The organism is Cupriavidus phytohabitans, from assembly GCF_000426345.1.
GTDB lineage: Bacteria > Pseudomonadota > Gammaproteobacteria > Burkholderiales > Burkholderiaceae > Cupriavidus.
In genome coordinates this window covers 31,693-57,940 of record NZ_AUFE01000018.1, presented here as the reverse complement: position 1 = coordinate 57,940, position 26,248 = coordinate 31,693, and the positions used below count along the sequence as shown (strand labels likewise).

Here is a 26,248-nt window from a genome sequence, read left to right as displayed (position 1 = left end):
ACACGGAGACGCGGATGGATTTCAGCTACCTGAGCACGCTGCCTGATGCCGTGCGCCATTTCGCCGGGCTGCGGCCCGACGCGGTGGCGTATGCGTTCGAGGGCCGCCAGACCACCTACGCCGGCTTCGAGCGCAATACCGACCGGGTCGCGCAGGCGCTGCTGGCCGAGGGTATCCACGCGGGCGACCGCATTGCCTATATCGGCAAGAACAGCGACCACTACTTCGAACTGCTGCTCGGCGCGGCCAAGGCCGGCGTCGTCACCACGCCGGCCAGCTGGCGCCTGGCGCCGCCGGAGATCGAATTCATCGTCGGCCATTGCGATGCGGTGGTGCTGTTCGTCGGGCCGGAATCGGCGGCGATGGCGAAGTCGCTGCTGCCGGCGTTGCCGATGGTGCGCAAGGTGGTGCTGATGGAACCGTGCGCCGACGGCGGCGATGCCCCTTGCTACACCGACTGGCGCGACGCGCAGCCGGCCACCCCGCCGGCACACCGGCCGGCGCCGCATGATGTGGTGCTGCAGCTGTACACCTCGGGCACCACCGGGCGGCCCAAGGGCGCGATGCTGACGCACCGCAACCTGACCATCGGCACCGAGGTCAGCGAGCGCGAAGGCATTCCCTGGTCGCACTGGACTGCCGACGATATCTCGCTGGTGGCGATGCCGGTGGCGCATATCGGCGGCTCGGGCTGGGGACTGCGCAATCTGCTCTCGGGCGCCAAGGGCGTGGTCGCGCGCGAATTCGACCCGCGCGCGGTGCTGGATTTCATCGAGCACGAGCGCGTCAGCAAGCTGTTCATGGTGCCGGCGGCCATGCAGATCGTGCTGCGCGACCCGCGCGCGCGCCAGGTGGACTACTCGCGGCTGAAGTACCTGCTGTACGGTGCCGCGCCGATTCCGGCGGCGCTGTTGCGCGAGGGTATCGAGGTGTTCGGCTGCGGCTTCGTGCAGCAGTACGGCATGACAGAGACCACCGGCACCATCGTCGCACTGCCGCCCGAGGACCACACCACCGAAGAGGTGCCGCGCATGCGTGCCGCAGGCAAGCCGCTGCCGGGCGTGGAAATCAAGATAGTGGACTATGAAGGGCGCGCGCTCGGGCCGGATGAAGTCGGCGAGATCGTGGTGCGCTCGCAGCACAACATGGCCGGCTACTGGAAGCAGCCCGAGGAGACCGCGCGCACCATCGACGCCGATGGCTGGCTGCGCACCGGCGACGCGGGCTACATGGATGCGCAGGGCTACCTGTACATCCACGACCGCGTCAAGGACATGATCATCAGCGGTGGCGAGAACGTCTATCCGGCCGAGGTCGAAAGCGCGATCTACGGCCACCCGCAGGTGGCCGACGTGGCGGTGATCGGCGTGCCGGACGAGAAGTGGGGCGAGGCGGTCAAGGCCATCGTCGTGCTCAAGCCGGGGCAGTCGCCCGACCGCGACGGCATCATTGCGTGGACGCGCCAGCGGCTGGCCGGCTACAAGGTGCCGAAGAGCATCGAGTTCGTCGACGCACTGCCGCGCAATCCGTCCGGCAAGCTGCTGCGGCGCAAGCTGCGCGAGCCGTTCTGGGAGGGGATGAGCCGGCAGGTGAACTAAGGCTGGCTCCCTGTTCCGCGAGCGGGGCAGGGAGCAGCATCTACTTCTTCTTGATCACGCTGACCTTGCCATCCGCCTCCAGGTACAGCGACTTGATCTCCTCGAGCTTCTCGACTCCCTGTTCACGGTATTTGGCTTCCAGCTCGTCGTCGGTGATCGATTCGCGCCGCATGTTTTCGCGCAGCCTGGTGCCGTTGCGCACGAGCAGGATTTTCTTCGCTTCGGCAAAGCGCTGGAACGTGGGGAAATGGTAGGCCAGCAGGTCGATCAGCCGGTTCCACGCGATCAGCGTGGCGACCAGCAGCATGGCGTCGGCAATGCCTTCACCCTTGCCGGCCATGCCGTTCTGCGCCGCGTCGGCAACGATCACCACCAGCAGCAGGTCGGCAATGCCCATCGAGCCGATGTCGCGCCGCACCACGAACCGGAACATCAGGAACAGCGCCCAGTACATCACCGTGCCGCGAATGACGGTCTCGAGCGGCGAGATGGTGAAGAAGAGCGCTTCGCGCCAGTCGAACGAGAAGTCCATGCCCGGAACGCAGCAACTTCCGGGCCACTTTGCAGGGATGGCGCTTGTGCACGACACGCCGCCGCGCCGACAGTAATTCTTGCAGCGGCTGCGTACGGATTGCCGTAGCGCAGCCGGCGGGCTGCCGCTTGTGCAGGAGGCAGCCGGTGCGAGGTCAGTCGGCCTGGATGCCGAATTCCTTCACGATCTTCGTATAGCGCGTGGTATCCGCGGCGATCAGCTTCGACAGCGAGGCTGGCTCGCCACCCGCCGGCGTGACCGCGATGGTGGCCATGCGCGACACCACGTCGGGCATCTTCAGGATGTCGTTGACGTGCGTGTTGAGCGTGCGCACCACGTCGGCGGGCATGTTCTTCGGACCCAGCAGCGCCTGCCAGGCGCCGATCTCGACATCCTTGTAGCCCAGCTCCGCCAGCGTCGGCACGTTGGGCGCGAACGGCGAGCGCTTCAGGTCCGCCACCGCCAGCGGCACCAGGCTGCCGTTGCCCACGTACTGCGCCACCGCTCCGTAGGTGACGTAGGTCACCGGCACCTGGCCGCCGATCACGTCGACAATGGCGGGCGCCAGGCCTCGGTATGGCACCTGGCTGATCTTGATGCCGGCGGACTTGTTGAACAGTTCGCCCATGATGTGCATCGGCGAGCCGTTGCCCGGCGTGGCATAGGTTTCGACCTTGCCGGACTTGGCGCGCGCCACCAGGTCGCTGACCTTGGTGATGCCGGTGCCCTTGTTGACCACCACGAACAGCGACTGCGTGCCGATCTGCGAGATCGGCGTGAAGTCATGCTGCACGTCGTAGGTGGCGCCGGTGCCGGCCTTCAGCACCAGCGGTGCGATGGCCACGGTGTTGGGCGCCAGCAGCAGCGTGTAGCCGTCCGGGTTGGCGCGCGCGACATAGGCGCTGCCGATGGTGCCGGCGGCGCCGGTGCGGTTTTCCACCACCACCGACTGCTTCAGCCGTGGGGCCAGCTTTTCCGCGAACATGCGGGCCAGGACGTCGACATCGCCGCCGGCCGGATAGGCGACGACGATGGTAATGGGTTTGCTCGGGTACGCGCCCTGCGCCAGGGAGGTGCCGGTGCAGAGTACGGAGGCGGCGGCGGCCAGCGTGGCCAGGACTTTGCGGCGTGCAGACTTCATGATGTTCAGACCTCGGTAAAACCTGGCGCCCGGCGGGGGCCGGGGCCAACATGGCCGGTGAAGCGGCTGGTGAAGCCCGGCGCGCGGCGCCGGGGCGTGGTGGCCAACTCGGCCGACTCAGAAGATGTGCTTGATGCCGAGCATCGAGCCCCACTGGTTTGCGCCAGGGCGGGGGTTGGAGCCGGGCGAACCACCGCTCACCGACATGGCGAGTTGGCCGTCGTTGTTGATGTAGCCCGCGGTGGCATAAACCGAGGTGCGCTTGCTGAAACTGTATGTCGCGCGCAGCGCGTAGAGCATGGCCTCGTTGTCGCTGCCGTGGTAGTTCAGGAAGTAGACCTGGCCGGCCAGGTTGACCGCGGGGGTGATGTCATAGGACACGCCGGCGTAGTACAGGTCGCTGACCGGCGTGGGGCTGCCTTCGTTGTCGCGGCGGATCCAGCCGGCGCCAAGCTTGGTGTTCTTCAGCAGCATATAGCCGCCCAGCGACAGGCGGTCGTCGGTCAGGTTGCTGTTGGTCAGGCCGCCGAAGGCGCCGGGGCCGCCGCGCTGCGAATCGTAGGCCGCGATCAGGCCCCAGGTCTTGCTGTCATAGCCGATCATGGCCGACCACTCGCGGCAGGCCTTCTTGTCGGCGGGGTTCTCACCGGCGCAATTGGTGCCGGCCGGGCTGGGGCCGGCGTTGACCGCGTCGCGGCCGAAGCTGTAGGTCGCGCCAACCACGAAGCCATTGAAGTTGGCCTTGTACGCGACCGCGTTATCGGCGCGCGTGTTGGGCAGGTAGCTGTCGAGCGAGCCCGAACCGTACACGTTCGGCCCCAGGATATCGCTGTCGAGGATGGCCCAGAACAGCATCGTGTACTGGCGGCCGAACGACAGCTGGCCATACTGGTTGCTCAGCCCGACCAGCGCCTGGCGTCCGAACAGGCGGCCGCCCTGGTTGGCGTTGCCCGTGTCCGGCGAAAAGCCCGATTCCAGCACGAACAGGCCCTTCAGCCCGCCGCCCAGGTCTTCCGTGCCGCGGATGCCCCAGCGCGACGGCACCGTGGCGGTGTTGTTGGGCACGCGCACCAGGCTGTCGCCGTTGGCGCCGACATTGCTCACATACTCGACACCGGTATCGATGACGCCATAAAGCGTCACCGAAGATTGGGCCGAGGCCAGCAGGGGGGAAGCCGCGAGCAGCGCCGCGGCGGTTCGTGCAAGTTTCATCTACCAGTTTCCTTCCGTTTTTCTGTCTTGTATTCGTCTTTGTGGTCCGGGCCGCTGCGATGGCGGGCGGATTCAGGGCAGGCTCGTTGTTGGCAGGGGTGTCTCCTCTTGTTGGCCCGAGTGAGCCGTCAGAAGCGGTGATGCCTAGCGAAAAATGCCGTCATAGCCGCTTTTCTGTTTTATATATGGAACATCAAACAACATAAGAAACGTTGAACGAAATATAGCTTCGAGTTTCGAAAAGCGGTGAGGAGGGTTATCCCTAGTGCGGTACGGCGATGACATGCTGGACAGCCGCCGGCTGCACTCGCGGGAAGCCTGGCGTGCGCGCGGCACGGTACGTCGTCACGCCTCTGCGCGCGCCATCCAAGGCCCGTCCTTTCACGCGTTTTGCCGCACCGGCAAAGGCATTGCGCCCGATGCAAAGGGCCAACGGCCGGCCACGCCGCGCAAACGGTGCGTGCACCAGCCCCGGTGCGTTGGGCTTTCGAGCTGGATAGGCCTATCGTTTACCCTGATCCAGTTTCCCGATACGCACGCCTATGCTTCAGAGGTTTTATTTGCAAACCTAAGTTTTATATATGAAACAGAATCAGCCCCCCACTTTTTCGCAGCCGGACCGGCGGCTCCTGGAGGCCCTGAGCAACGGGTTTGCGGAACGCGAGGTAACGGTGGACGGCGGCGCACAGGTGGCTTACCGCAGCGGCGGCACCAGCGGGCCCTCGATCGTGCTGCTGCATGGCATCAGCTCAGGCGCAGCTTCATGGCTGCCTTGCGCCAGCCTGCTGGCCGCGCAGGCGCGCGTGATCGCCTGGGACGCGCCGGGCTACGGCAATTCGACGCCGCTGGCGCAGCAGCGCCCGCTCGCATCCGACTACGCGCAACGGCTGGACGGCATGCTGCAGGCGCTGGCGATCCAGCCTGCCCTGATCGTCGGCCATTCGCTGGGCGCACTGATGGCCGCGGCCTATGTCGCCAATGCACGCAACCTGCCCGCGCGGCTGCTGCTGCTGAGCGTGGCCCAGGGATACGGCGCCGCGGGCAAGGAGGCGCAGGCGCAGCAGGTGGCACAGCAGCGGCTGGCGGCATTGGACACGTTCGGCGTGGAAGGGCTGGCGCAACGCGGGCCCGCCCGGCTGCTGAGCGAGCTGGCCGATGCCGGGGCACAGTCGTGGGTGCGCTGGAACATGCAGCGGCTCAACCCGGACGGCTATCGCCAGGCCGTGGCGATGCTGTGCGGCGACGATATCGACCGTTACCTGTCGCGCCGTCCGCCATTACTGCCCACGCGCATCGCCTGCGGGAGCCACGACGTGGTGACCACGCCGCTGGCCTGCGGCACGCTGGCCGAACGCTTCGACCTGCCGCTGGCCCTGATCCCCGACGCCGGCCATGCGTGCTACATCGAGCAGGCCGCCGCCACCGCACGGCTGATCCGCTCGGCGCTGCCTGAAGGCACCGCCTGATCCCGCCAGCGCCGCCAGTCGTGCGGCGCCGCTGCCCTGGCGCGACGCTTGCGCCACCTGACCCGGACTCACGGGTTTACCCCAGTCAATTTTTGCGGTCGCGTTGTCTATAGTCGTACCTGTGTTCAATATCTAAACCAGTGTTTCATTAGTAAAACACGACGGACGCAAAAGCAGGGCGCGCCCGGGCGGTTCGGAACACGGTCCACCAACGCTGCAAGACATGGAGCAAAGCGCAATGGAAAGCCTCTCGTACAACCCGAACCTGGTGCCCTGGGAGCGTCCGGCGCCGAACAACGTCGCAGGCAAGGGCCATATCGAACAGCCCGGCAAGGTTGCCAACATCGTGTGGCAGACCCGCGCCAGCGCCCCGAGCGCCTATGAGAACGCGCTTGGCGATGCGCTCGAGGCCGCCTTCGAAGGCGGTGCGCAGAGCCCGCAGGACATCGTGCGCGCGTTCAACGCCGCCGGCTTCCTGACCGTCGACAGCCAGCCCTGGACCGAAGAGCGCTTCCTGTCGGAAATGCGCCGTCTGGGTGCCTGAGAACCAAGCCGCCCCGGAACAGCTCTTAGCGAGAACCACATGGAATCGAACAAGCAAGCCCGCGCCGAAGCCCGCCTGAACACCGGCCTGCGCAACTACTGGTACCCGGTCGCCGCCTCATGGGCCGTGACCCATGCCCCGATCGGCATCACCCGCCTGAGCCAGAACATCGTGCTGTGGCGCGACGGCGCCGGCCAGGTCCACGCGCTGGAAGACCGCTGCCCGCACCGCGGCGCGCGCCTGTCGATGGGCTGGAACCTGGGCGACCGCGTCGCCTGCTGGTACCACGGCGTGGAAGTCGGCGGCGACGGCCAGGTCAAGAGCGTGCCGGCGGTCGAAAGCTGCCCGCTGGAAGGCCGCACCTGCGTGCGCAGCTACCCGGTGCAGGAAAAGGCCGGCGCGATCTTCCTGTGGTTCGGCGACCAGGCGCCGCAAGGCGAAGGCAGCCCCGACGAGCTGCGCCTGCCGGAAGAACTGGTCAGCGAGGAACACAGCAACTTCCTGTGCGTGGCGCACTGGGACTGCAACTACCGCTACGCCATCGACAACGTGATGGACCCGATGCACGGCGCCTACCTGCACGCGGTGTCGCATTCGATGGCCTGCGGCGAAAAGTCCGCCGTGATGCAGATCCGCGAAACCGAGCACGGCCTGGTGTTCGAGAAGACCGGCCAGCGCGGCGTCAACTTCGACTGGGTGGAATTCGGCGAGACCGGCACGCTGTGGCTGCGCCTGGCGATCCCGTACCGCGCCAGCGTCGGCCCCGGCGGTCCGTTCGGCATCGTCGGCATGGCTACCCCGGTGGATGAAGACCACTGCATGGTGTTCTTCTGGCGTACCCGCCACGTGCAGGGCTGGGAGCGCGACGTGTGGCGCTTCCTGTATCGCAATCGCCTGGAGCAGCTGCACTGGGACGTGCTGGAGCAGGACCGCGTGGTGCTGGAAATGATGGCCCCCAACGCGCGCGACCACGAGATGCTGTACCAGCACGATGCCGGCATCACGCGCGTGCGCCGTCTGCTGAAGCGCCGCGCCGAGCAGGAAGTCGCCGACGAGCCGGTTGCCATGCTGAAACCGGCGCAAGCCTCGGGAGCCGCCAGCCATGCCTGAGGCCATCCAGAACAACACGCTGCTGGCAGGCCGCAAGGTGCTGGTCACCGGCGCCGCGCGCGGCCTGGGCCTGGCCTTCGTCAAGTCGCTGGCCGAAGCCGGCGCCAGCGTGGCCATGGCCGACATCCTGGCCGAGCGCCTGCAGCAGGAAGCTGACGCGTTGCGGGCTGCCGGACTGAAAGTGGTGCCGGTCACGCTCGACCTGTCGGACCCCGCCTCGGTGCAGGCCTGCGCCGACGCGGCGGTGAAGGCCCTGGGCGGCCTCGACGGCCTGGTCAACAACGCCGCCGTGACCGATTCGGGCGGCCGCGACGCCAGCGCCATCGACATCGCCACCTGGGACCGCGTGATGAACGTCAACGTCCGCGGCACCTGGCTGATGACCGCGGCCTGCCTGCCGGCGCTGCGCGCCAGCGGCCGTGGCGCGGTGGTCAACCTGGCCTCGGATACGCCGCTGTGGGGCGCGCCCAACCTGCTCGCCTATGTGGCCAGCAAGAGCGCCATCATCGGCATGACCCGTTCGCTGGCGCGCGAGCTGGGCAAGGACCAGATCACCGTCAACGCGGTGGCCCCTGGCCTGACGCTGGTGGAAGCCACCGAATACGTGCCCCAGCACCGCCACGACCTGTACCGCGAGCAGCGCGCGATCTCGCGCGAGCAACTGCCCGACGACGTCTGCGGCGCGGTGCTGTTCGCACTGTCCGACCTCGCCCGTTTCGTGACCGGCCAGACGCTGGCGGTCAACGGCGGCTTTGTCATGCATTGATCCAACCGATCCACCGAAAGCCACATCAAAAGCAGAAGGAATCCAAATGAGCGATCTTTCCCAACAGCAAAATATCAAGCGTTCCTGGGACCAGCCGGACGGCGCCTCGTTCGACCAGTGGATGGAAAGCCGCGTCGCGCGCTTCTCCACGCGTAAGTACGACTGGGACGCGCTGAAGTTCCAGGCCGACTACGACCCCAAGTACCGCCGCGCGCAGATGCGCTACCTGGGCACCGGCGGCACCGGCGTGGCCGCTGACACCAACACGGTGCCGAGCGAACACTTCACCTTCTCGACGATGATCATCCCGGCCGGTCATGAAGGCCCGTCGCATATCCACACCGACGTGGAAGAGGTGTTCTTCGTCATGCGCGGCAAGATCAAGCTGATCCTGGAAAAGGACGGCGAGCGCTTCGAGACCATCCTGACCGACCGCGACCTGGTCTCGGTGCCGCCGGGCGTGTACCGCGAGGAAATCAATATCGGCGAAGAAGACGCGCTGATGTGCGTGATGCTCGGCGCCCAAAAGCCGATCACGCCGACCTACCCGCCCGAGCACCCGCTGTCGAAGATCAAGCGCTGATGCGCCACCGGCCCGTCCGCACGCACTGACCATGAACACCAACGCCTTCCCGACGACGCCAGCCGCCAACGAGACCCCGGACAAGTACATCGTCCCGGGCCTGGAGCGCGGGCTGCGCCTGCTTGGCGAGTTCAGCAGCAAGGACCGCACCATGTCGGCCGCGGAACTGGCGCGCCGCCTGAAGGTGCCGCGCTCCACCGTGTTCCGCCTGCTGGCCACGCTGGAAATGCTGGGCTTTGTCGAGCGCGCCGACGGCGGCCGCGATTTCCGGCTGGGCATGGCGGTGCTGCGGCTCGGGTTCGAGTACCTGGCGTCGCTGGAGCTGACCGAGCTGGGCCGCCCGCTGCTGGAGCGGCTGCGCGACGAGATCGGCTATCCGACCAACCTGGTGGTGCGCGACGGGCGTTCGATCGTGTATGTGGCCAAGGCGGTGTCGCCGCGGCCCTTCGCCAGCTCGGTCAACGTCGGCACGCGTTTGCCGGCGCATGCCACGGTGCTGGGCCGGGTGTTGCTCGAAGACCTGTCGCTGGCGGAACTGCGCGCGCTGTATCCGGAGGCGCAGCTGGAAGTGTTCTCCGACAGCACGCCGCGCACGGCCGATGCGCTCTTTGCCATCGTGCAGCGCGACCGCGAGCGCGGCTATGTGCTGCAGGAAGGCTTCTTCGAGGCCAGCATCTCGACCATCGCCGCGCCGGTGCGCGACCGCACCGGCAAGGTGGTGGCGGCGCTCGGCGCCACCATTCCCGCCGCGCATATCGATCCGGAACAGCTGGACGCGATGGTGGAGAAGGTGAGGAACACCGCGGGCGAGCTGTCGCGCCTGCTCGACTACCGGCCGTCGCTGCACAGCGCCGGCAAGGTCGTGAATCTGTATCGGGAGTGAGGACAATGTCCATGATTGAACTCGGCGGCAAGATTGCCGTCGTTACCGGCGGGTCCTCCGGCATCGGGCTGGCGACCGTCGAGTTGCTGCTCGAAGCGGGCGCCGCAGTCGCCGTGTGCGGCCGCGACGAAGCCCGCCTGCGCAGCGCCGAAGCGCAGCTGCGCGAGACATTCCCCGGGTGCCGGCTCCATGCCGCCACCTGTGACGTGCTCAAGGCGGAACAGGTCGCCGCCTTCGCCGCCGACGTGCAGGCCACGCTGGGCAACGTCGACATGCTGGTCAACAACGCCGGCCAGGGCCGCGTGTCCACCTTCGCCAATACCGAAGACGCGGCCTGGATGGACGAACTGCAGCTCAAGTTCTTCTCCGTGATCCACCCGACGCGCGCGTTCTTGCCGCAGCTGGAGAAGTCGGGCCAGGGCGCCATCGTCTGCGTCAACTCGCTGCTGGCGCAGCAGCCCGAGCCGCACATGGTGGCGACTTCCGCCGCGCGCGCCGGCGTGCTGAACCTGGTGCGCTCGATGGCCACCGAGTTCGCGCCCAAGGGTGTCCGCGTCAACGGCATCCTGATCGGGCTGGTCGAATCGGGCCAGTGGCGCCGCCGCTTCGAGGCGCGCCCCGAAGAAGACCGCCACCTGGACTGGGGCGCGTGGACCGCGCGCCTGGCCCAGCAGAAACATATTCCCCTTGGACGTCTGGGACTGCCTGTCGAGGCAGCCCGCGCCATCCTGTTCCTTGCCTCGCCGTTGTCTTCGTACACCGCGGGCAGCCATATCGATATCTCCGGAGGACACTCCCGTCATGCCTAATCAACACCAGTACGAACAACAGCAGGTCACCGTCGGCTGCGCCATCACGGCGTTCCTTGAGCAGTGCGGGGTCAAGGCCGCGTTCGGCGTGATCTCGATCCACAACATGCCGATCCTCGACGCCATGGGCGAGCGCGGCAAGATCCGCTTCGTGCCGGCACGCGGCGAAGCGGGCGGCACCAACATGGCCGACGCCTGTGCCCGCACCACCGGCGGCCTGGGCGTATGCCTGACCAGCACCGGCACCGCCGCGGGCAACGCCGCCGGCGCCATGGTCGAAGCGCTGACCGCCGGCACGCCGATGCTCCATATCACCGGCCAGATCGAGACGCCGTACCTGGACCAGAGCCTGGCCTACATCCACGAAGCGCCGGACCAGCTCACCATGCTGAAGGCCGTGTCGAAGGCCGCCTTCCGCATCCGCAGCGCCGACACCGCGATCAGCACCATCAAGCTGGCGGTGCAGACCGCGCTGACGGCGCCGACCGGCCCGGTCAGCGTGGAAATCCCCATCGACATCCAGGCCGCGCTGATCGACATGCCGGTGGACCTGCAGCCGCTGCCGGTGCCGCAGCACGTGCCGTCGGCGCACGCGCTCGATGCGCTGGCCGAGCGCCTGGTCAACGCCCGGCGCCCGCTGCTGTGGCTGGGCGGCGGTGCGCGCCACGCCAGCAAGCAGGTGCAGCGCCTGCTGGACCTGGGCTTCGGCGTGGTCACCAGCACGCAAGGCCGCGGCATCGTGGCGGAGGACGATCCGCGCTCGCTGGGCGCCTACAACCTGCACAAGCCGGTCGAGGCCTTCTACCAGACCTGCGATGCGATGCTGGTGGTGGGTTCGCGCCTGCGTGGCAACGAAACGCTGAAGTACGAACTGAAGCTGCCGCGCCCGCTGCTGCGCATCGACGCCGACCCGGCCGCCGAAGGCCGCTGCTACCTGAGCGACTACTTTGTCAGCGGCGACGCCGCGCTGGCGCTGGACGCCCTCGCAGATCGACTCGAAAAGCGTATGAAGGTCGACCCGGCCTTCGCCGCCGACCTGCGCCGTGCGCACGACACCGCCGTCAACAGCCTGGTCGATGGCCTCGGCCCGTACTCGGCACTGGTGCAGGCACTGCAGGGCGCGGTGGGCCGCAACTTCAACTGGGTGCGCGACGTGACCGTGTCGAACAGCACCTGGGGCAACCGCGAATTGCGCATCTTCGACTCGCGCGCCGGCGTGCATGCGCTGGGCGGCGGCATCGGCCAGGGCCTGGCGATGGGCATCGGCGCCGCGATCGGCGCGGCGGCCACCGCATCGGGCAAGAAGACCTTCACGCTGGCCGGTGACGGCGGTTTCATCCTGAACCTGGGTGAACTGGCCACCGCGGTGCAGGAACGCGCCGACATGGTCATCGTGCTGATGAACGACAAGGGCTACGGCGTGATCAAGAACATCCAGGACGCGCAGTACGGCGGCCGCCGCCACTACGTGGACCTGCATACGCCCGACTACGCCGCGCTGGCGAAGTCGCTGTCGCTGCGCCATGCGCGCGTCAGCAGCCTGGCCGAAGTCGGTGCCGCGCTGGAGCAGGCCACGGTCGAGCCCGGCCCGTTCCTGCTGGAAATCGACATGCTGTCGATCGGCAGCTTCAAGACCGTGTTTGCCGGCCCGCCGGTGAACAAGGAAACCCCGGCTTCGGAACAGGCCACCGTCAGCGCCTGAGGAGAGCAGAAAAATGCTGCATGTGTCCATGATTGGGTGCGGTGCGATCGGCCGCGGCGTGCTTGAGCTGCTCAAGAGCGATCCCGACGTCGCCTTCGACGTGGTGATCGTGCCCGAGAGCGCGATGGACGAGGCCCGCGGCGCGCTCTCCGCGCTGGCGCCCAGCGCCCGCGTGGCCACGCACCTGGACGACCAGCGTCCCGACCTGCTGGTCGAGTGCGCTGGCCACCATGCGCTGGAAGAGCACATCGTGCCGGCGCTGGAGCGCGGCATCCCGTGCATGGTGGTGTCGGTGGGCGCGCTGTCCGAGCCCGGCATGGCCGAGCGTCTGGAAGCGGCCGCGCGCCGCGGCGGCACGCAGGTGCAGCTGCTGTCCGGCGCGATCGGCGCGATCGACGCGCTGGCCGCGGCCCGCGTCGGCGGGCTGGACGAAGTCATCTACACGGGCCGCAAGCCGGCGCGTGCGTGGATTGGCACGCCGGCCGAGAAGCTGTTCGACCTGGATGCGCTGACCGAGACGACGGTGATCTTCGAAGGCACCGCGCGCGATGCCGCGCGCCTGTACCCGAAGAACGCCAACGTCGCCGCCACCGTGTCGCTGGCCGGCCTCGGGCTGGACCGCACGTCGGTGAAGCTGCTGGCCGATCCGCATGCGGTGGAGAACGTGCATCATGTGGAAGCGCGTGGGGCGTTCGGCGGGTTTGAGCTGACGATGCGCGGCAAGCCGCTGGCGGCGAATCCGAAGACGTCGGCGCTGACGGTGTTCAGCGTGGTGCGGGCGCTGGGGAACCGGGCGCACGCGGTTTCGATTTAAGGAACTGAGGCGCCAACGACCGCTGCGTGTTTGCTCCCCTCTCCCGCAAGCGGGAGAGGGGAGTTACGCAGCAGCATTTGACAACGCCGTCGCAGCAAGAGACCGCAGCAGGGCCCAGGCAACGACAGACATAGCAGGCAACGACATGAACCCACAAGAAGTACTTCCCATCTGCATCGCCGGCGAATGGCGCCTCGGCACCGGCGACCGCTACGGCACGCGCTACCCGGCGACCGGCGAAGTCGTCGCCGAACTGAACGCCGCCAGCCTGGCTGACGTGGAAGAAGCCGTGCAGGGCGCCCACCACGCCTTCCTTACCAGCGGCTGGGCCCAACGCAAGCCGCACGAGCGCGCCGCCGTGCTGTACCGCGTGGCCGAACTGATCCGCGCACAAGCCGAGCCGCTGGCCCAGCGCCAGCGCCTCGACAACGGCAAGCCCATCAGCGAGACGCGCGCGCTGGTCGCCAGTGCCGCCGGCACCTTCCAGTTCTTTGCCGCTGCCTGCGAAACGCTGGAAGAAACCATCACACCCCAGCGCGGCGATTGCCTGACCATGAGCGTCTACGAGCCGATGGGCGTGGTCGCGGCGATCACGCCGTGGAACTCGCCGATCGCCAGCGAGGCGCAGAAGATGGCCCCCGCGCTGGCCGCCGGTAACGCCGTGGTGGTCAAGCCCGCCGAAGTCACGCCGCTGATGGCGCTGGAGCTGGCGCGCATCTGCGAAGAAGCCGGCGTGCCCAGGGGCCTGATCAGCGTGCTGCCCGGCAAGGGCTCGGTGATCGGTGACGCCATCACCAAGCATCCGCTGGTGCGCCGCGTGTCGTTCACCGGCGGCACCACCACCGGCAAGCACATCGCGCATATCGCCGCCGACAAGATGATGCCGGTGTCGCTGGAGCTCGGCGGCAAGTCGCCGACCATGGTGTTCGACGACGCCGACCTCGACCACGCGGTCAACGGCGTGCTGTACGGCATCTTCAGCTCGTCGGGCGAATCGTGCATCGCGGGCTCGCGCCTGTTCGTGGCGCGTTCGCAATACGAGGCCTTCATGGACCGCCTGGCGCACGGGGCCGCGCAGTTGCGCGTGGGTGATCCCGCCGACGAGCGCACGCAGATGGGGCCGCTGATCACCGACCGCCACCGCGACAGCATCGAATCGTATGTCGCGACCGGCGTGCACGAAGGCGGCCAGCTTCGCACCGGCGGTTTGCGTCCCGACGTGGCCGGCCTGCCCAATGGCTACTTCTATACGCCGACCATCATCGAAGGCCTGGATAACAACGCCCGCATCTGCCAGGAAGAGATCTTTGGCCCGGTGCTGGTGGCGATCCCGTTCGACGACGAGGACGACCTGATCGAACAGGCCAACGACAGCGTCTACGCGCTGGCCGCCGGCATCTGGACGCGCGACTACAAGCGCGCCTGGCGCGTGGCACGTGCCGTGCAAGCGGGCAACGTGTGGATCAACACCTACAAGCAGTTCTCGATTGCGACGCCGTTCGGCGGCTGGCGCGACAGCGGCCTCGGCCGCGAGAAGGGACGGCTGGGCATCCTGCAGTACATGGAGCAGAAAAGCGTGTACTGGGGCCTGAACGAACAACCGCTGCCGTGGGCCAACCACTGAACCCGGCAGGCTGGAGAGAAGCAATGATCAAGGTATTGGGAATCGACGAGATCGTCTACGGCGCGGATGACTTTGACGCCTGCCGGGGCTTTTTCTCGGACTGGGGCCTGGCCATCAAGCGCGATGACGCGCAGGGCCTGGACTTCGAAACGCTGAACGGCTGCCGCGTGCTGGTGCGCCGCATCGACGATCCGTCGCTGCCGCCCGCGATCGAGGCCGGCCCGACGCTGCGCGAAGTGGTGTGGGGTGTCGAATCGCAGGCATCGCTCGATCATCTGGCCGGCGCGATCGCCGATGCGCCGGGCTTCATCAGGCAAGGCGAGGGCGACACGCTGCGCATCGGCTGCACGGACCCGAACGGCCTGGCCGTGCGCTTCCAGGTCACGCACAAGCATGACGTGCAGGTCGAATGCGCGCTGATGAACACGTGGAACGACAAGCCGCGCATGAACCAGCGCAGCCCGATCTACGACCACGCCACGCCGATCGAAGTCGGCCACGTGGTGTTCTTTGTGAAGGACGTCAAGGCCACCGAGCAGTTCTATGTGGAGAAGTTCGGTTTCGTGCCCTCCGACCGCTACCCGGACCGTGGCGCGTTCCTGCGCTGCACGGCGGACGGCGGCCACCATGACCTGTTCCTGCTGCAGCTGCCGGAACCGAAGAGCGGCCTGAACCATGTCGCCTTCACCGTGCGCGATATCCATGAAGTGTTCGGCGGCGGCATGCACGTCTCGCGCAAGGGCTGGGACACGCAGCTCGGCCCGGGCCGGCACCCGATCTCTTCGGCCTATTTCTGGTACTTCAAGAACCCCGCCGGCGGCCTGATCGAGTACTACGCCGATGAAGACCAGCTCGACGAACACTGGGAGCCGCGTGCCTTCGAACCGGGCCCGACCATGTTCGCCGAATGGGCGATCGAGGGCGGCATCGACGGCAACACCCGCCGCCAGAAGAACGCGGGCGGCCCGGCAGGCAAGTTCCTGACCGAGAAGCGGTAAGCAGAGAAGCGCAACAGAAGGAAGCAGCAATGAGTGCCCACCAGTCCCTGACCCTGCGCGTCCAGGCCATGCGCTACGAAGCGCGCGGCGTGGTCAGCATCGAACTGCAAGATCCCGAAGGGAAGACCCTGCCCGAGTACAGCCCGGGCGCCCACATCGACCTGCACCTGGGCAACGGCCTGGTGCGCAGCTACTCGCTGTGCGGCGCGCCGGAAGCGCGCAACCGCTACACCGTGGGCGTGCTGCTTGACCGCGGCAGCCGCGGCGGCTCGCGCTACGTGCACGAGCAGCTGCGCGTCGGCGCCACGCTGACGGTAGGCGCGCCGCGCAACAACTTCGAGCTGGACGAGAGCGCGGCGCACACCGTGCTCGTGGCCGGCGGCATCGGCGTCACGCCGATCGTCTGCATGGCGCGCCGGCTGGCGGAGCTGGGCAAGTCGTTCACGCTGATCTACTGCGCGCGCTCGCGCGCCGAGGCGGCGTTCGTCGAAACGCTGTCGGCCTACGGCGACGCGGTGCGCTTCCATTTCGACGACGAAGCGGGCGCGCCGCCGGACCTGAAGGCCATGCTGGGCGGTCAGGACGCGCAGACGCATTTCTACTGCTGCGGCCCCGGCCCGATGCTGAATGCGTTCGAGGCCGCGTGCGAGGCGCATGCCTATCCCAACGTCCATATCGAGCGCTTTGCCGCAGACCCGTCGACCGAGGCGGTGCAGGAAGGTGAGTACGTGGTGCAGCTGTCGCGCACCGGCTCGCTGGTCAAGGTGCCGTCGGGCAAGTCGCTGCTCGATGCGCTGCTCGATTCCGGCGTGGAAGTCGAGTACAGCTGCCGCGAAGGCGTGTGCGGCTCGTGCGAGACCGCCGTGCTGGAAGGCTGCCCGGACCACCGCGACAGCGTGCTGAGCAACAGCGAGCGCGCCAGCAACAAGACCATGATGGTGTGCGTGTCCGGGTGCAAGGGCAGCAAGCTGGTGCTGGATTTGTAATCCCGCGATTGTGTTCTCCCGTCTCCCGCGCGCGGGAGAGGGGCGGGGGAGAGGGCAAGCGCACGCCGTAGCCAGCGCGCTGCCAAATCCCGACTTCCGCATCCAAGGCCCCGGGTAAGCCGCGGTACATGCCGCCAGCAAGCGCCTGCCCTCTCCCGAACCCCTCTCCCGCATGCGGGAGAGGGGAGCAACCCAAAAGAATCCAACCGAGAAGTTCCCGTGCTGACCCAGAGACAAGACGCAGCGTCCCCCGGCGCACCGGTGGCCGCCACCGCAGGTATCGTGACCACGGCCGACAGTGCCGGCCAGGGCGCCGCCACGGCCACCGCCCGCAGCGGCCCGCAGCGGCCCGGTCACGCGCGGCAATATCGTCGCCCGCATCGAACGCATGCCGGGCAACGCCATGCATGTCCGCGCCCGGCTGCTGATCGGCCTGGCCACCTTCTTCGACGGCTTCGACGTCATCGCCATTGCCGCCACGCTGCCGCTGCTGATCGCGCAGTGGTCGCTGACGCCGATGCAGATTGGTGTCCTGATCGCGGCACCGTCGGTCGGCCAGCTGGTCGGGGCGCTGCTGTTCCCGGGGCTGGCCGAGCGCTTCGGCCGGCTGCGCTCGATCGGCTGGAGCGCGGGCATCATCGGCCTGATGAGCATTGCCTGCGGCCTGGCGCCGTCGTTCGAGATCTTCCTGCTGCTGCGCATCGTGCAGGGCCTGGGCCTCGGCGGCGAACTGCCGGTTGCCGCCACCTATATCAACGAAGTCACGCGCGCGCATGGCCGCGGGCGCTTCGTGCTGCTGTACGAGGTGGTGTTCCCGATCGGCCTGATGGTGTCCAACGGCGTCGGCGCCTGGCTGGTGCCGCACTACGGCTGGGAGGTGATGTACTTCATCGGCGGCGTGCCGCTGGTGCTGTTCTTCATCCTGAAGCGCGTGATTCCCGAATCGCCGCGCTGGCTGGCGGAGAAAGGCCGCCTGGAAGAAGCCGACGCCGCGCTGCGCGCGTTCGAGGCGCGCGCCAGGGCCCCGCTGCCGCCACCGCAGAACGCCAGCGCCTACGACCGCATGACCCAGCACCCGCGCCGCCGCGTGCGCGACCTGGTCAGCAAGGCCTATCTGGGGCGCACCATCGCGGTGTGGATGCTGTGGGCGACCTGCGGCTTTATCCAGTACGGCCTGTCGACGTGGCTACCCACGGTCTACAAGACCGTCTACCACGCGCCGCTGCAACTGGCGCTGAATCTCGCCGCGGGCGCTTCGGTGCTGGGCGTGGTCGGCTCGCTGGTGTGCGCGATGATCGTCGACAAGGTCGGCCGCAAGCCGGTGATCAACGTGTCCTTCCTGCTGTGCGCGCTGTCGCTGGTGCTGGCCGGCGTGTTCCACGCCTCGTCGGTGTACGTGGTGGCGACCTTCTGCGCGCTGGCGATGGGCTTCCTGGCGAGCGGCTTCATCACCGCGTACGTCTATACGCCCGAGCTGTATCCGACCAGCGTGCGCGCGATGGGCTGCGGGCTTGGCGGCGCCTGGCTGAAGCTGGCCGCAATCTTCGCGCCGACGCTGATCGCCGGCACCATCGGCAACGGCACGCTCAACGTGGCGTTCTTCGCGCTGGCCGTGGTCCCCGCATTGGCGGCGCTCACCGTTCACTTCTTCGGCATCGAGACCAAAGGGCAGGTGCTGGAGGAGCTGGAGGTCTGAACGGGCGCGTGCTCGTCCCGTTCATCTTTTGAAGGCCGCGCCGGGATCCGGGGCGGCCTTTTTCTTTTGCTGTGCGACCTGGCGCTGCGTTAGCCTTGCGCCCGCAGCAACTTGCGCAGCCCCAGGTAGACCGCCTCCCTTTCCTCCGGCGACAGCATCCGGATCACTTCCGCCTGGCCCTTGCGAGCCAGCGGCATCACCTGGTCGTGCAGCGCCGCCCCGGCTTCGGTGATGGCGCAGATCAGCTTCTTGCGCGGCGTGTTGCCGGCCGAAGTCAGCCGTACCAGCCCGCGGTCTTCCAGCAGCCGCAGCGTGCGGCTGACCAGTGCCTTGTCCGAGGTCGATTGCGTGACCAGCTCAGAGAAGGGCAGTTCTTTCGCATGCGCCAGCAGCGCGAGGATGCGCCACTCCGGCACGGTCAGGCCGAACTGCTCCGCGTAGGGCTTGGTAACGGTGCTGCGCAGCACCGTTACCAGCTGGCTCAGCATCGTAGTGAGGAAATTGTCGACGGTCAGGCCGTTGCCGGCCTCGTCGAGGTCGGTCCACGGGCTGGCGGTCAGGTCTGGCGCGGGCTGGCCCTGGGCGGGCGCGGCGTCACGGGGCATGCGGTCCTCTTCTCTGGTGTCTGCCGGCCAGGCTTGTCCGGGCCGGTGGGCGGCCAGATTGTCTCACAGGCGGCAGCGAGTCCGGCACCAATGTCTCGTCATTACCACCTGGGGAAAATCCATCGACACGTATCAAAAGTCAATTGGTGATTCCAGTAAGTTGAGTTGTCAATATTGGCGGCCTACAGTAGTCACGTTCCTGATGTGAACATACGTTTTGCTAATAAAACATCCGCAGAGATGTGATCCCCGAGCCAACCCTGTTTTCGCGGTGCGCACGACAGCCCACTCCAACGCCGCGAATGCGCCCCCACAGGAATCGTTGATGAGACATGATCGCCCCCGCCGCCTTTTCCTTGCCGCCACTGCCATGGCAGCGCTCACACTTGCCGCGGGCAGCGCGGTGGCCGCGCCCTATCCGGCAAAGACCGTGACCATGGTCGTGGCCTATCCGCCGGGCGGCGATACCGACGCCATGGCGCGGCTGTACGCCGACAAGCTGTCCGCGCGCCTGAAGCAGCCGGTGATCGTCGAGAACCGACCGGGCGCAGGCGGCGTGGTCGGTGCCAGCTTTGTCAGCCGGGCGCCTGCCGACGGTTACACGCTGCTCTACACGCCGAACCCGTTCACGCTGGCACCGATGGTCCTCAAACTGGCGCCGGCGGCCAGCTACGACCCGCTGCACGGCTTCACGCCGGTGATCCAGACCGCGGTGCAGGCGGTGCTGCTGGTGGCCAACCCGGCCGCGGGCGTCAAGACCGTGCCGGAGATGATCGCGGCGGCCAGGGCGGGCAAGGCCTTTACCTATGGCAGCCCGGGTGCCGGGTCGCCGATGCACATCGCCGGCGAAATGCTGAACCGCGCCGCCGGCGTGAAGATCCAGCACGTGCCGTACAAGGGCGTGGCGCCGGCGGTCAATGACGTGGTGGCAGGGCATGTGAACTTCGCCTACGTCACGCTGGGGCCGGTGGCGCAGTACATCAACACCGGCCGGCTGATCCCGCTGGCGATCACGGACGCGAAGCGCTCGCCGCTCCTGCCCAACGTGCCGACGCTGGCCGAGCTTGGCTACAAGGACGTGGTGGTCGGCGCCTGGCATGGCGTGATGGCGCCCAAGGGCACGCCGCCGGAAGTGGTCAAGGTGCTGAACCAGCCGCTCAATGAAGTCATCCGCCTGCCCGACGTGGCCGAGAAGATGGCCACCTTCGGCGCCATCCCGGTGGGCGGCGCGCCAGCCGCGCTCGACAAGGTCAACGCGGGCGACTACGAGCGCCTGGGCAAGGTGATCCGCGATCTCGGCATCACCGCGGAGTGAGGGCAGCCAGCGCATTCATGCAACACGTAATTTGCCACACGACACGCAGGAGGCCGGCATGAGCAAGGCCATCGTGGGAACGTCCACGCCGCAGGTGACCGCGCGGGAAAAGGTCATGGGGCGCGCGCAGTATGCCGGCGACATCAAGCTGCCCGGCATGCTGCACGCCAAGGTATTGCGCAGCCCGCACCCGCATGCGCGCATCGTCGGCATCGACACCTCGGCGGCGCGCGCGCTGCCCGGCGTAAGGCTGGTGGTGACCGGGCACGACGTGCCCGCCCGCAACTGGGGACCGCACCGCAAGGAGCAGCGCATCCTGGCCTGCGGCGTGGTGCGCCACGTGGGCGAGGAAGTGGCGGCGGTGGTGGCCGTCAGCGACGAGGTGGCGCGCGATGCGCTGGACCTGATCCGCGTCGATTACGAACCGCTGCCGGCATTGCTGACGCCGGCGGCGGCGCTGGCCGAGGGCGCGCCGGAACTGCACGCCGGCACGCGCAATATCGGCCACGAAATGCGGATCGAGCGTGGCGACGTGGAAGCGGGCTTTGCCGTGGCCGCCGCCGTGTATGAGGCCACCTACGAAATGCATTCGCAGTACCCGGGCTACCTGGAGCCGATGGCCTCGGTCGCCGCGCAGGACGGCAATGGCCGGCTGACGCTGTGGGCCTCCACCCAATCCGTGTTCCTGGCGCGCATGCGGCTGGCCGAGGCGCTGGAGCGGCCAGTGTCGACCATCCGCGTGGTGCAGGCCACCACCGGCGGTGGCTTTGGCGCCAAGATCGTCGAGGAGAACAACAGCCTGATCTGTGCCTTCCTGGCCAGCAAGCTGGACCGGCCGGTGCGGCTCGTCAACAACCGGCTGGAGGACTTCCAGGGCGCGCGCGCCAGCGTGCCGATGACGGTGTGGTTGCGCATGGGCCTGTCCGCGGACGGCATGATCGTGGCCAAGGATGTGCGCATCACCGCCGAGTGCGGCGCGTATGCCGGCCTCGCCGGCGACGTGATGCACGTCACCGCCATGCGCAGCGACAACATGCACCAGGTGCAGAACGTGCGCTCGCACGCGGTGATGGCCTATACCAGCAATCCACCGCGCGGCGCGTTCCGCGGCTTCGGCGGGCAGCAGAGGCAGTTCCCGCTGAACTGCCACCTGACCGTGCTCGCCGACATGCTCGGCATCGACCCGATCGAAGTGCACAAGCGCAATGCGATTCCCGCCGGCGCGACCAGCGTGCATGGCTGGAAGATCAGCAGCACCGGCATGCTCGAGTGCCTGGAAATGACGCGCAAGGCGATCGGCTGGGACCAGAAGCGCATGGCGTCGCGCGGGACAGGTACGCGCCGTCGCGGCGTTGGCATCGCGGCGGCGATGCACGTCAGCGGCAACCGCACGCTGGGAAACTGGGACGGCTCGACCATCCTGCTCAAGCTCAACGAAGACGGCCGCGTGATGCTGCAGACCAGCGAATGCGACATGGGGCAGGGCGCCAACACCATGCTCAGCCAGATCTGCGCGCAGGAACTGGGCATCCCGCTGTCGCACGTGACGGTGACGGTGCCAGATACCGATACCGCACCGTTCTGTCTGGGCTCGCTGGCGTCGCGCGTGACCATCATCGCCGGCAATGCGGCATTGCGCGCCGCGCGCGAGGCGCGGCACAAGCTGCTGGCGCTGGCCGCGGAGAAGCTGGGCGTCGCGGCCGAGCATCTGACGATTGCCGATGGCCGCATCGTTGCAACCGGGCAGCCTGACAAGTCCGCCACGCTGGCCGAGATCGCGCGGTTGCATATCTTCCGCCACGGCGGCGAAGGCATCCATGTGCGCGCCACCTATGACGCGCCTACCGTGATGCATGACGCCAGCTACTACGGCAACGTCGCGCCGTCGCACTCGTTCGCGGCGCAGGCAGTCGAGGTGGAAGTCGACACCTGCACCGGCCAGGTCACCGTGATCGACAGCTTTGTCGCCGACGACTGCGGCAAGGCCATCAACCCGCTCGCGGTGCATGGCCAGACCCATGGCGCCACCGTGCAGGCGATCGGCTGGGCCCTGTATGAAAACCTGCACTACGAGGAAGGCCGCCTGATGAACGGCAACTTTGCCGACTACACCATGCCCACTGCCGACGCGGTGCCGATGCTGCGCACCGATGTGGTCGAATCGAACGATCCCAACGGGCCGTATGGCGCCAAGGGTGCCAGCGAGACTGCGATCCTGCCGGGCGCGGCTGCGATCGCCAATGCCGTGTTCGATGCGGTGGGCGTGCGCATCCAGTCGCTGCCGATCACGCCGGAGAAGGTGCTGGCGGGTTTGCGTGCATTGCAGCAGCGGGACGCGGAGGTCGCCCATGCGTGATTTCGAGTTTCTGGAGCCGGCGTCGTTGGCCGAAGCCAGCCGCATGCTGGCCGACCTTGGCGACAGCTGCCGCGTCTTTGCCGGCGGCACCGCGCTGATGCTCGGCATGCGGCAGCGCATGCTGACGCCCAGCCACCTGGTGTCGCTGGGCCGGCTGGACGCCCTGCGCGGCATCGGCTTCGATGCCCGCGACGGACTGCGCATTGGCGCGCTGACGCTGCATGCCGAGGTGGCGCGTTCACCGCTGGTGCAGGCGCATTACCCGATGCTGGCCAGCATGGCCGCGCGCGTCGCCAACCCGCAGGTGCGCAACCAGGGCACCATCGGCGGCAATCTCTGCTACGCCGATCCGGCGACCGATCCGCCGGGCTGCCTGATGGCGCTGGGGGCGCAGGTCGTGGTCAGCGGCAGCGGCGGCGAGCGCGTGATCCCCATCGAAGACTTCCTGGTCGACTACTACGTGACCGCGCTGGCGCCCGACGAGGTGGTCACGCAGATCCGCCTGCCCGCGCCGGGCGCGGGCGCCGACGGCCGCTACGCGCGCTTCCTGCGCACCGCCGCCGAGCACCGGCCGCTGGCCAGCGTGGCGCTGGCGGTGCGCCGCGAAGGCGCGTTCTGCGTGGAGGCCCGTCTCGCGGTGGGCGCGTCGACGCCGGTCCCGGCACGCCTGCGCCGCGCCGAAGCGTTGCTCGCGGGCAAGACCGTGACGTCTGAACTGGCCGCCGAGGCGGCCGCCATCGTCGCCATGGATATCAATGCGGTCTCGGACATGCGCGGCTCGGATACGTACCGCCGCGAGATGGTGCGCGTGGTCGCGCGCCGCACCATTGCCGGGCTGTTCGGCGTGGCCCCGGAGTAAGGAATCGCCATGAACAAAGTCAGTATCGAACTCACCGTCAATGGTGAAGAACACCAGGTCGAGGTGCCGGCCCGGCGCCTGCTTTCCGACCTGCTGCGCGACGACCTCAACCTGACCGGCACCAAGCGCGGCTGCGAGACCGGCATCTGCGGCGCCTGCTCCGTGCTGGTCGACGGCGAGGTGGTCAAGTCCTGCCTGATGCTTGCCGTGCAGGTGCGCGGGCGCCACGTGATGACAGTGGAGGGGCTGGCCGCCGACGGCCAGCTGCATCCGCTGCAGCAGTGCTTCATGGACAACGGCGGGCTGCAGTGCGGCTATTGCACGCCCGGCTTCCTGATGGCGTCGTGCGCGCTGCTTGCCAACAATCCCAACCCGACGGAAGACGAAGTCCGCCACGGCCTGAACGGCAACCTGTGCCGCTGCACCGGCTATGTGGGCATCGTCGAATCCGTGCTGTCCGCCGCGGAGAAAATGCGTGGAAATTGAAAAGACCCTTGTGACCGCGGCGCCGCCGGCGCGCGTGTGGGAGCTGCTGCTCGATCCCAACGTGATGGGCGCCTGCGTGCCCGGCATGGAATCGATCGAGGTCCTGAGCGATGTCGAGTACATCGCGCATATGGCGGTGAAGATCGCCTTCATCAACGCGCGCTTCCGGCTGCATACGAAGATTGTGGAGACCCGTGCGCCGCATTACCTGCGCACCGAGGGTACCGGCGAGGACGCATCGGTGGCGAGTTCGCTGCGCCAGTCCAGCGAGATCTTCCTGACCGGACAGGAAGATGGCTCGACGCAGTTGCGCATCAGGGTGCAGGTGGATGTGCTGGGGCGGCTTGGCACGTTCGGGCTGAGCGTGATGAAGACCAAGGCGGATCGGATGTGGGATGAGTTTGGGGCCAACCTGCTGGCGCGGCTGTCGCCGCAGGGGCAATCACAAACGCAATCACAACCGCAAGCGGTAGCCAAGCCGCAGCCGTCCTCGCCAGTGCGCTCGCAATCCTGCACCGCGCCTGCCGCAAATGGCCATGCGGTGCTGCCGTCGCCGGCGCCCGGCCTGGTTGCGCGGCTGCTCGGGCGTGGCGGTGCCGCACGCGGGCCGCTGAGCGATATTTGTGTGGAGTTGCGGCGTCGCGACGAGACGATCGTGGTGCGATGGCCTGCGGCGCAGGGGGAGCAGTGTGCGGCTTGGTTGCGGGAGTATTTGCGGTGAAGCTTGTTTGTTTGGTTTGCTGGGGCTGCGGCTGGCATCTGGTGGATATTTGATATGCCCGGTTCCGCCCTAAAGGGCGGGTAACTCTTTGTCCGAGCGACAAAGAGTCACCAGAAAGCGCGTTTACTGCCCTGCGGGCGGCCACTCTTATCGTAGCGTGCGAGGGCTCACGTACGGGGCTGGGCTTCCTCACATAGCGCGACTGCCTGCCGCAAGGGTGCACCACGGCGGCGAAATTGACATGCTGGTTGAACGAGCCCAGAAGGTTTGGGGGCCCCTGCTGTTGACGGCAACGCAGGAACGCCTACGGCTGCGCTGCGCGCCGGCAGCATCTCAGGTCGGGGGCCCGGGCACGGAATGCGTCGCTGCGCTCGCTTGGTGCTATCGCTGACGAGCCCGCAGGCCTGTCCCTTCCCGCTTGTTTGCTCCCCTCTCCCGCTTGCGGGAGAGGGCCGGGGGAGAGGGCCGGCGCCTCAACGAAGGGTTGCACGTCAATTCCACAAGCCCGCCCCCCCAAAGAAGGGTCTTCGTCCGCAGAACAGGTACCCTATCGCTTTCAGGCGTGATATATGAAAGCGTCACGCCAAGACCGAAACCTGCAGAGACAGACCATGACCACCGATACGCCGCAAGAGGACGACAAGGACAGCGGCCAGGACAAATACATCGTGCCCGGCCTGGAGCGCGGCCTGCGGCTGCTGGGCGAGTTCAGCAGCCGCGAGCGCACCCTGTCCGCCGCCGACCTGGCGCGCCGCCTCAAGGTGCCGCGCTCGACCGTGTTCCGGCTGCTGGCCACGCTGGAAATGATGGGCTTTGTCGAGCGCACCGATGGCGGGCGCGAATTCCGCCTGGGCATGGCGGTGCTGCGGCTGGGTTTTGATTACCTGGCCTCGCTGGAACTGACCGAACTGGGCCGGCCGCTGCTCGACCGGCTGCGCGACGAGATCCACTACCCGTGCAACCTGGTGGTGCGCGACGGGCGCTCGATCGTCTACGTGGCCAAGTCGGTCGCGGCGCGGCCGTTCGCCAGCACGGTCAACGTCGGCACGCGGCTGCCGGCGCATGCAACCGTGCTGGGCCGGGTGCTGCTGGAAGACCTGACGCTGGAAGAACTGCGCGCGCTGTACCCGGAAGACCGGCTCGAAGTGTATTCCGAGAGCACCCCGCGCACGGTCCAGGAGCTGTACGAAATGGTCCAGCGCGACCGCGAGCGTGGCTACGTGCTGCAGGAAGGCTTCTTCGAGGCCAGCATCTCGACCATCGCGGCGCCGGTGCGCGACCGCACCGGCAAGGTGGTGGCGGCGCTCGGTGCCACCATTCCCGCCGCGCGCATCGAACCCGACCAGCTGGATGGCATGGTCGAGAAAGTCAGGCAGGCGGCGGCGGAGCTGTCGCGTCTGCTCGACTACCGTCCGGTCATGCCGAAACCGTTTGTATAAGGC

24 protein-coding genes are annotated in these 26,248 nt (G+C 67.6%); 20 read left to right on the top strand and 4 right to left on the bottom strand.

Features of this window, described 5'->3' with window-relative positions; all coding sequences use genetic code 11:
* Positions 1-14: 14 nt before the first annotated feature.
* A complete protein-coding gene (locus K309_RS0115430; RefSeq protein ID WP_029047268.1) occupies positions 15-1,598 on the top strand; it encodes a fatty acid--CoA ligase in 1,584 nt (527 codons plus the stop codon).
* A gap of 40 nt (positions 1,599-1,638) precedes the next feature.
* On the opposite strand, the gene K309_RS0115425 is transcribed toward K309_RS0115430, so the two are convergent.
* The 3 genes from K309_RS0115425 to K309_RS0115415 form a co-directional block, all read right to left on the bottom strand.
* Positions 1,639-2,130 carry a DUF421 domain-containing protein gene (locus K309_RS0115425; RefSeq protein WP_029047267.1) on the bottom strand — a complete coding sequence of 164 codons (492 nt, stop codon included), beginning with the start codon at positions 2,128-2,130 and terminating at the stop codon, positions 1,639-1,641.
* Between the two features lie 154 nt (positions 2,131-2,284).
* On the bottom strand, positions 2,285-3,271 hold the full coding sequence (locus K309_RS0115420; RefSeq protein WP_029047266.1) for a Bug family tripartite tricarboxylate transporter substrate binding protein: 987 nt from the start codon (positions 3,269-3,271) through the stop codon (positions 2,285-2,287).
* A gap of 117 nt (positions 3,272-3,388) precedes the next feature.
* Complete coding sequence (locus K309_RS0115415; RefSeq protein ID WP_029047265.1) at positions 3,389-4,483, bottom strand: porin; 1,095 nt, start codon at positions 4,481-4,483, stop codon at positions 3,389-3,391.
* A gap of 581 nt (positions 4,484-5,064) precedes the next feature.
* Between K309_RS0115415 and K309_RS0115410 the strand changes: the two genes are divergently transcribed.
* From K309_RS0115410 to K309_RS36635, 13 genes are all read left to right on the top strand, one after another.
* Entirely contained in the window at positions 5,065-5,949 is an 885-nt protein-coding gene (locus K309_RS0115410; protein WP_029047264.1) for an alpha/beta fold hydrolase, read from the top strand.
* Positions 5,950-6,187: 238 nt separating this feature from the next.
* Positions 6,188-6,493 (top strand): recombinase-like helix-turn-helix domain-containing protein, encoded by a 306-nt coding sequence (locus K309_RS0115405; protein ID WP_369796432.1) that lies wholly within the window; start codon positions 6,188-6,190, stop codon positions 6,491-6,493.
* A gap of 39 nt (positions 6,494-6,532) precedes the next feature.
* Entirely contained in the window at positions 6,533-7,603 is a 1,071-nt protein-coding gene (locus K309_RS0115400; protein ID WP_029047262.1) for an aromatic ring-hydroxylating dioxygenase subunit alpha, read from the top strand.
* Positions 7,596-8,369 carry an SDR family oxidoreductase gene (locus K309_RS0115395; protein WP_029047261.1) on the top strand — a complete coding sequence of 258 codons (774 nt, stop codon included), beginning with the start codon at positions 7,596-7,598 and terminating at the stop codon, positions 8,367-8,369. The genes K309_RS0115400 and K309_RS0115395 overlap by 8 nt, the downstream gene beginning before the upstream one ends.
* 46 nt (positions 8,370-8,415) lie before the next feature.
* Positions 8,416-8,952: a cupin domain-containing protein gene (locus tag K309_RS0115390; protein WP_029047260.1), complete on the top strand. Its 537-nt coding sequence runs from the start codon at positions 8,416-8,418 to the stop codon at positions 8,950-8,952.
* A gap of 31 nt (positions 8,953-8,983) precedes the next feature.
* Positions 8,984-9,835: an IclR family transcriptional regulator gene (locus K309_RS0115385; protein ID WP_029047259.1), complete on the top strand. Its 852-nt coding sequence runs from the start codon at positions 8,984-8,986 to the stop codon at positions 9,833-9,835.
* Between the two features lie 5 nt (positions 9,836-9,840).
* Positions 9,841-10,644 carry an SDR family oxidoreductase gene (locus K309_RS0115380; RefSeq protein ID WP_029047258.1) on the top strand — a complete coding sequence of 268 codons (804 nt, stop codon included), beginning with the start codon at positions 9,841-9,843 and terminating at the stop codon, positions 10,642-10,644.
* Positions 10,637-12,346 carry a thiamine pyrophosphate-binding protein gene (locus tag K309_RS0115375; protein WP_029047257.1) on the top strand — a complete coding sequence of 570 codons (1,710 nt, stop codon included), beginning with the start codon at positions 10,637-10,639 and terminating at the stop codon, positions 12,344-12,346. Before K309_RS0115380 ends, K309_RS0115375 begins: the two co-directional genes overlap by 8 nt.
* Positions 12,347-12,359: 13 nt before the next feature.
* On the top strand, positions 12,360-13,160 hold the full coding sequence (locus tag K309_RS0115370) for an aspartate dehydrogenase (RefSeq protein WP_029047256.1): 801 nt from the start codon (positions 12,360-12,362) through the stop codon (positions 13,158-13,160).
* 145 nt (positions 13,161-13,305) lie between these two features.
* On the top strand, positions 13,306-14,784 hold the full coding sequence (locus K309_RS0115365; RefSeq protein ID WP_029047255.1) for an aldehyde dehydrogenase: 1,479 nt from the start codon (positions 13,306-13,308) through the stop codon (positions 14,782-14,784).
* Between the two features lie 23 nt (positions 14,785-14,807).
* Complete coding sequence (locus K309_RS0115360) at positions 14,808-15,782, top strand: VOC family protein (RefSeq protein ID WP_029047254.1); 975 nt, start codon at positions 14,808-14,810, stop codon at positions 15,780-15,782.
* Positions 15,783-15,811: 29 nt separating this feature from the next.
* Positions 15,812-16,768, top strand: coding sequence for a PDR/VanB family oxidoreductase (locus tag K309_RS0115355; RefSeq protein ID WP_029047253.1), 957 nt, complete (start codon positions 15,812-15,814; stop codon positions 16,766-16,768).
* Between the two features lie 388 nt (positions 16,769-17,156).
* Entirely contained in the window at positions 17,157-18,464 is a 1,308-nt protein-coding gene (locus tag K309_RS36635; protein ID WP_245175991.1) for an MFS transporter, read from the top strand.
* 89 nt (positions 18,465-18,553) lie between these two features.
* Here K309_RS36635 and K309_RS0115345 read toward each other — a convergent pair whose 3' ends face one another.
* On the bottom strand, positions 18,554-19,069 hold the full coding sequence (locus tag K309_RS0115345) for a MarR family winged helix-turn-helix transcriptional regulator (protein ID WP_029047252.1): 516 nt from the start codon (positions 19,067-19,069) through the stop codon (positions 18,554-18,556).
* A 370-nt stretch (positions 19,070-19,439) separates the two neighbouring features.
* Here K309_RS0115345 and K309_RS0115340 point away from each other — a divergent pair, with 370 nt between their 5' ends.
* The 6 genes from K309_RS0115340 to K309_RS0115315 all read left to right on the top strand — a co-directional run bounded on the left by K309_RS0115340 (position 19,440) and on the right by K309_RS0115315 (position 26,245).
* A complete protein-coding gene (locus tag K309_RS0115340; protein ID WP_232232399.1) occupies positions 19,440-20,384 on the top strand; it encodes a Bug family tripartite tricarboxylate transporter substrate binding protein in 945 nt (314 codons plus the stop codon).
* A gap of 58 nt (positions 20,385-20,442) precedes the next feature.
* On the top strand, positions 20,443-22,740 hold the full coding sequence (locus K309_RS0115335) for a xanthine dehydrogenase family protein molybdopterin-binding subunit (protein ID WP_029047250.1): 2,298 nt from the start codon (positions 20,443-20,445) through the stop codon (positions 22,738-22,740).
* Positions 22,733-23,599: an FAD binding domain-containing protein gene (locus K309_RS0115330; RefSeq protein ID WP_029047249.1), complete on the top strand. Its 867-nt coding sequence runs from the start codon at positions 22,733-22,735 to the stop codon at positions 23,597-23,599. Before K309_RS0115335 ends, K309_RS0115330 begins: the two co-directional genes overlap by 8 nt.
* A 9-nt stretch (positions 23,600-23,608) precedes the next feature.
* Positions 23,609-24,085: a (2Fe-2S)-binding protein gene (locus tag K309_RS0115325; RefSeq protein WP_029047248.1), complete on the top strand. Its 477-nt coding sequence runs from the start codon at positions 23,609-23,611 to the stop codon at positions 24,083-24,085.
* Positions 24,075-24,806 (top strand): SRPBCC family protein, encoded by a 732-nt coding sequence (locus K309_RS0115320; RefSeq protein ID WP_029047247.1) that lies wholly within the window; start codon positions 24,075-24,077, stop codon positions 24,804-24,806. The genes K309_RS0115325 and K309_RS0115320 overlap by 11 nt, the downstream gene beginning before the upstream one ends.
* 611 nt (positions 24,807-25,417) lie before the next feature.
* Entirely contained in the window at positions 25,418-26,245 is an 828-nt protein-coding gene (locus tag K309_RS0115315; protein ID WP_029047246.1) for an IclR family transcriptional regulator, read from the top strand.
* Positions 26,246-26,248 lie beyond the last annotated feature (3 nt).

Excerpts from the sequence above, each read along its gene's own strand:
- K309_RS0115430 (WP_029047268.1), top strand. The coding sequence starts at position 15 with ATGGATTTCAGCTACCTGAGCACGCTGCCTGATGCCGTGCGCCATTTC.
- K309_RS0115370 (WP_029047256.1), top strand. The coding sequence starts at position 12,360 with ATGCTGCATGTGTCCATGATTGGGTGCGGTGCGATCGGCCGCGGCGTG.
- K309_RS0115365 (WP_029047255.1), top strand. The coding sequence starts at position 13,306 with ATGAACCCACAAGAAGTACTTCCCATCTGCATCGCCGGCGAATGGCGC.
- K309_RS0115335 (WP_029047250.1), top strand. The coding sequence starts at position 20,443 with ATGAGCAAGGCCATCGTGGGAACGTCCACGCCGCAGGTGACCGCGCGG.
- K309_RS0115405 (WP_369796432.1), top strand. The coding sequence starts at position 6,188 with ATGGAAAGCCTCTCGTACAACCCGAACCTGGTGCCCTGGGAGCGTCCG.
- K309_RS0115330 (WP_029047249.1), top strand. The coding sequence starts at position 22,733 with ATGCGTGATTTCGAGTTTCTGGAGCCGGCGTCGTTGGCCGAAGCCAGC.
- K309_RS0115345 (WP_029047252.1), bottom strand. The coding sequence starts at position 19,069 with ATGCCCCGTGACGCCGCGCCCGCCCAGGGCCAGCCCGCGCCAGACCTG.
- K309_RS36635 (WP_245175991.1), top strand. The coding sequence starts at position 17,157 with ATGCCGGGCAACGCCATGCATGTCCGCGCCCGGCTGCTGATCGGCCTG.
- K309_RS0115425 (WP_029047267.1), bottom strand. The coding sequence starts at position 2,130 with ATGGACTTCTCGTTCGACTGGCGCGAAGCGCTCTTCTTCACCATCTCG.
- K309_RS0115315 (WP_029047246.1), top strand. The coding sequence starts at position 25,418 with ATGACCACCGATACGCCGCAAGAGGACGACAAGGACAGCGGCCAGGAC.
- K309_RS0115380 (WP_029047258.1), top strand. The coding sequence starts at position 9,841 with ATGTCCATGATTGAACTCGGCGGCAAGATTGCCGTCGTTACCGGCGGG.
- K309_RS0115385 (WP_029047259.1), top strand. The coding sequence starts at position 8,984 with ATGAACACCAACGCCTTCCCGACGACGCCAGCCGCCAACGAGACCCCG.
- K309_RS0115360 (WP_029047254.1), top strand. The coding sequence starts at position 14,808 with ATGATCAAGGTATTGGGAATCGACGAGATCGTCTACGGCGCGGATGAC.
- K309_RS0115395 (WP_029047261.1), top strand. The coding sequence starts at position 7,596 with ATGCCTGAGGCCATCCAGAACAACACGCTGCTGGCAGGCCGCAAGGTG.
- K309_RS0115420 (WP_029047266.1), bottom strand. The coding sequence starts at position 3,271 with ATGAAGTCTGCACGCCGCAAAGTCCTGGCCACGCTGGCCGCCGCCGCC.
- K309_RS0115400 (WP_029047262.1), top strand. The coding sequence starts at position 6,533 with ATGGAATCGAACAAGCAAGCCCGCGCCGAAGCCCGCCTGAACACCGGC.
- K309_RS0115355 (WP_029047253.1), top strand. The coding sequence starts at position 15,812 with ATGAGTGCCCACCAGTCCCTGACCCTGCGCGTCCAGGCCATGCGCTAC.
- K309_RS0115340 (WP_232232399.1), top strand. The coding sequence starts at position 19,440 with ATGGCAGCGCTCACACTTGCCGCGGGCAGCGCGGTGGCCGCGCCCTAT.
- K309_RS0115375 (WP_029047257.1), top strand. The coding sequence starts at position 10,637 with ATGCCTAATCAACACCAGTACGAACAACAGCAGGTCACCGTCGGCTGC.
- K309_RS0115325 (WP_029047248.1), top strand. The coding sequence starts at position 23,609 with ATGAACAAAGTCAGTATCGAACTCACCGTCAATGGTGAAGAACACCAG.
- K309_RS0115415 (WP_029047265.1), bottom strand. The coding sequence starts at position 4,483 with ATGAAACTTGCACGAACCGCCGCGGCGCTGCTCGCGGCTTCCCCCCTG.
- K309_RS0115410 (WP_029047264.1), top strand. The coding sequence starts at position 5,065 with ATGAAACAGAATCAGCCCCCCACTTTTTCGCAGCCGGACCGGCGGCTC.
- K309_RS0115390 (WP_029047260.1), top strand. The coding sequence starts at position 8,416 with ATGAGCGATCTTTCCCAACAGCAAAATATCAAGCGTTCCTGGGACCAG.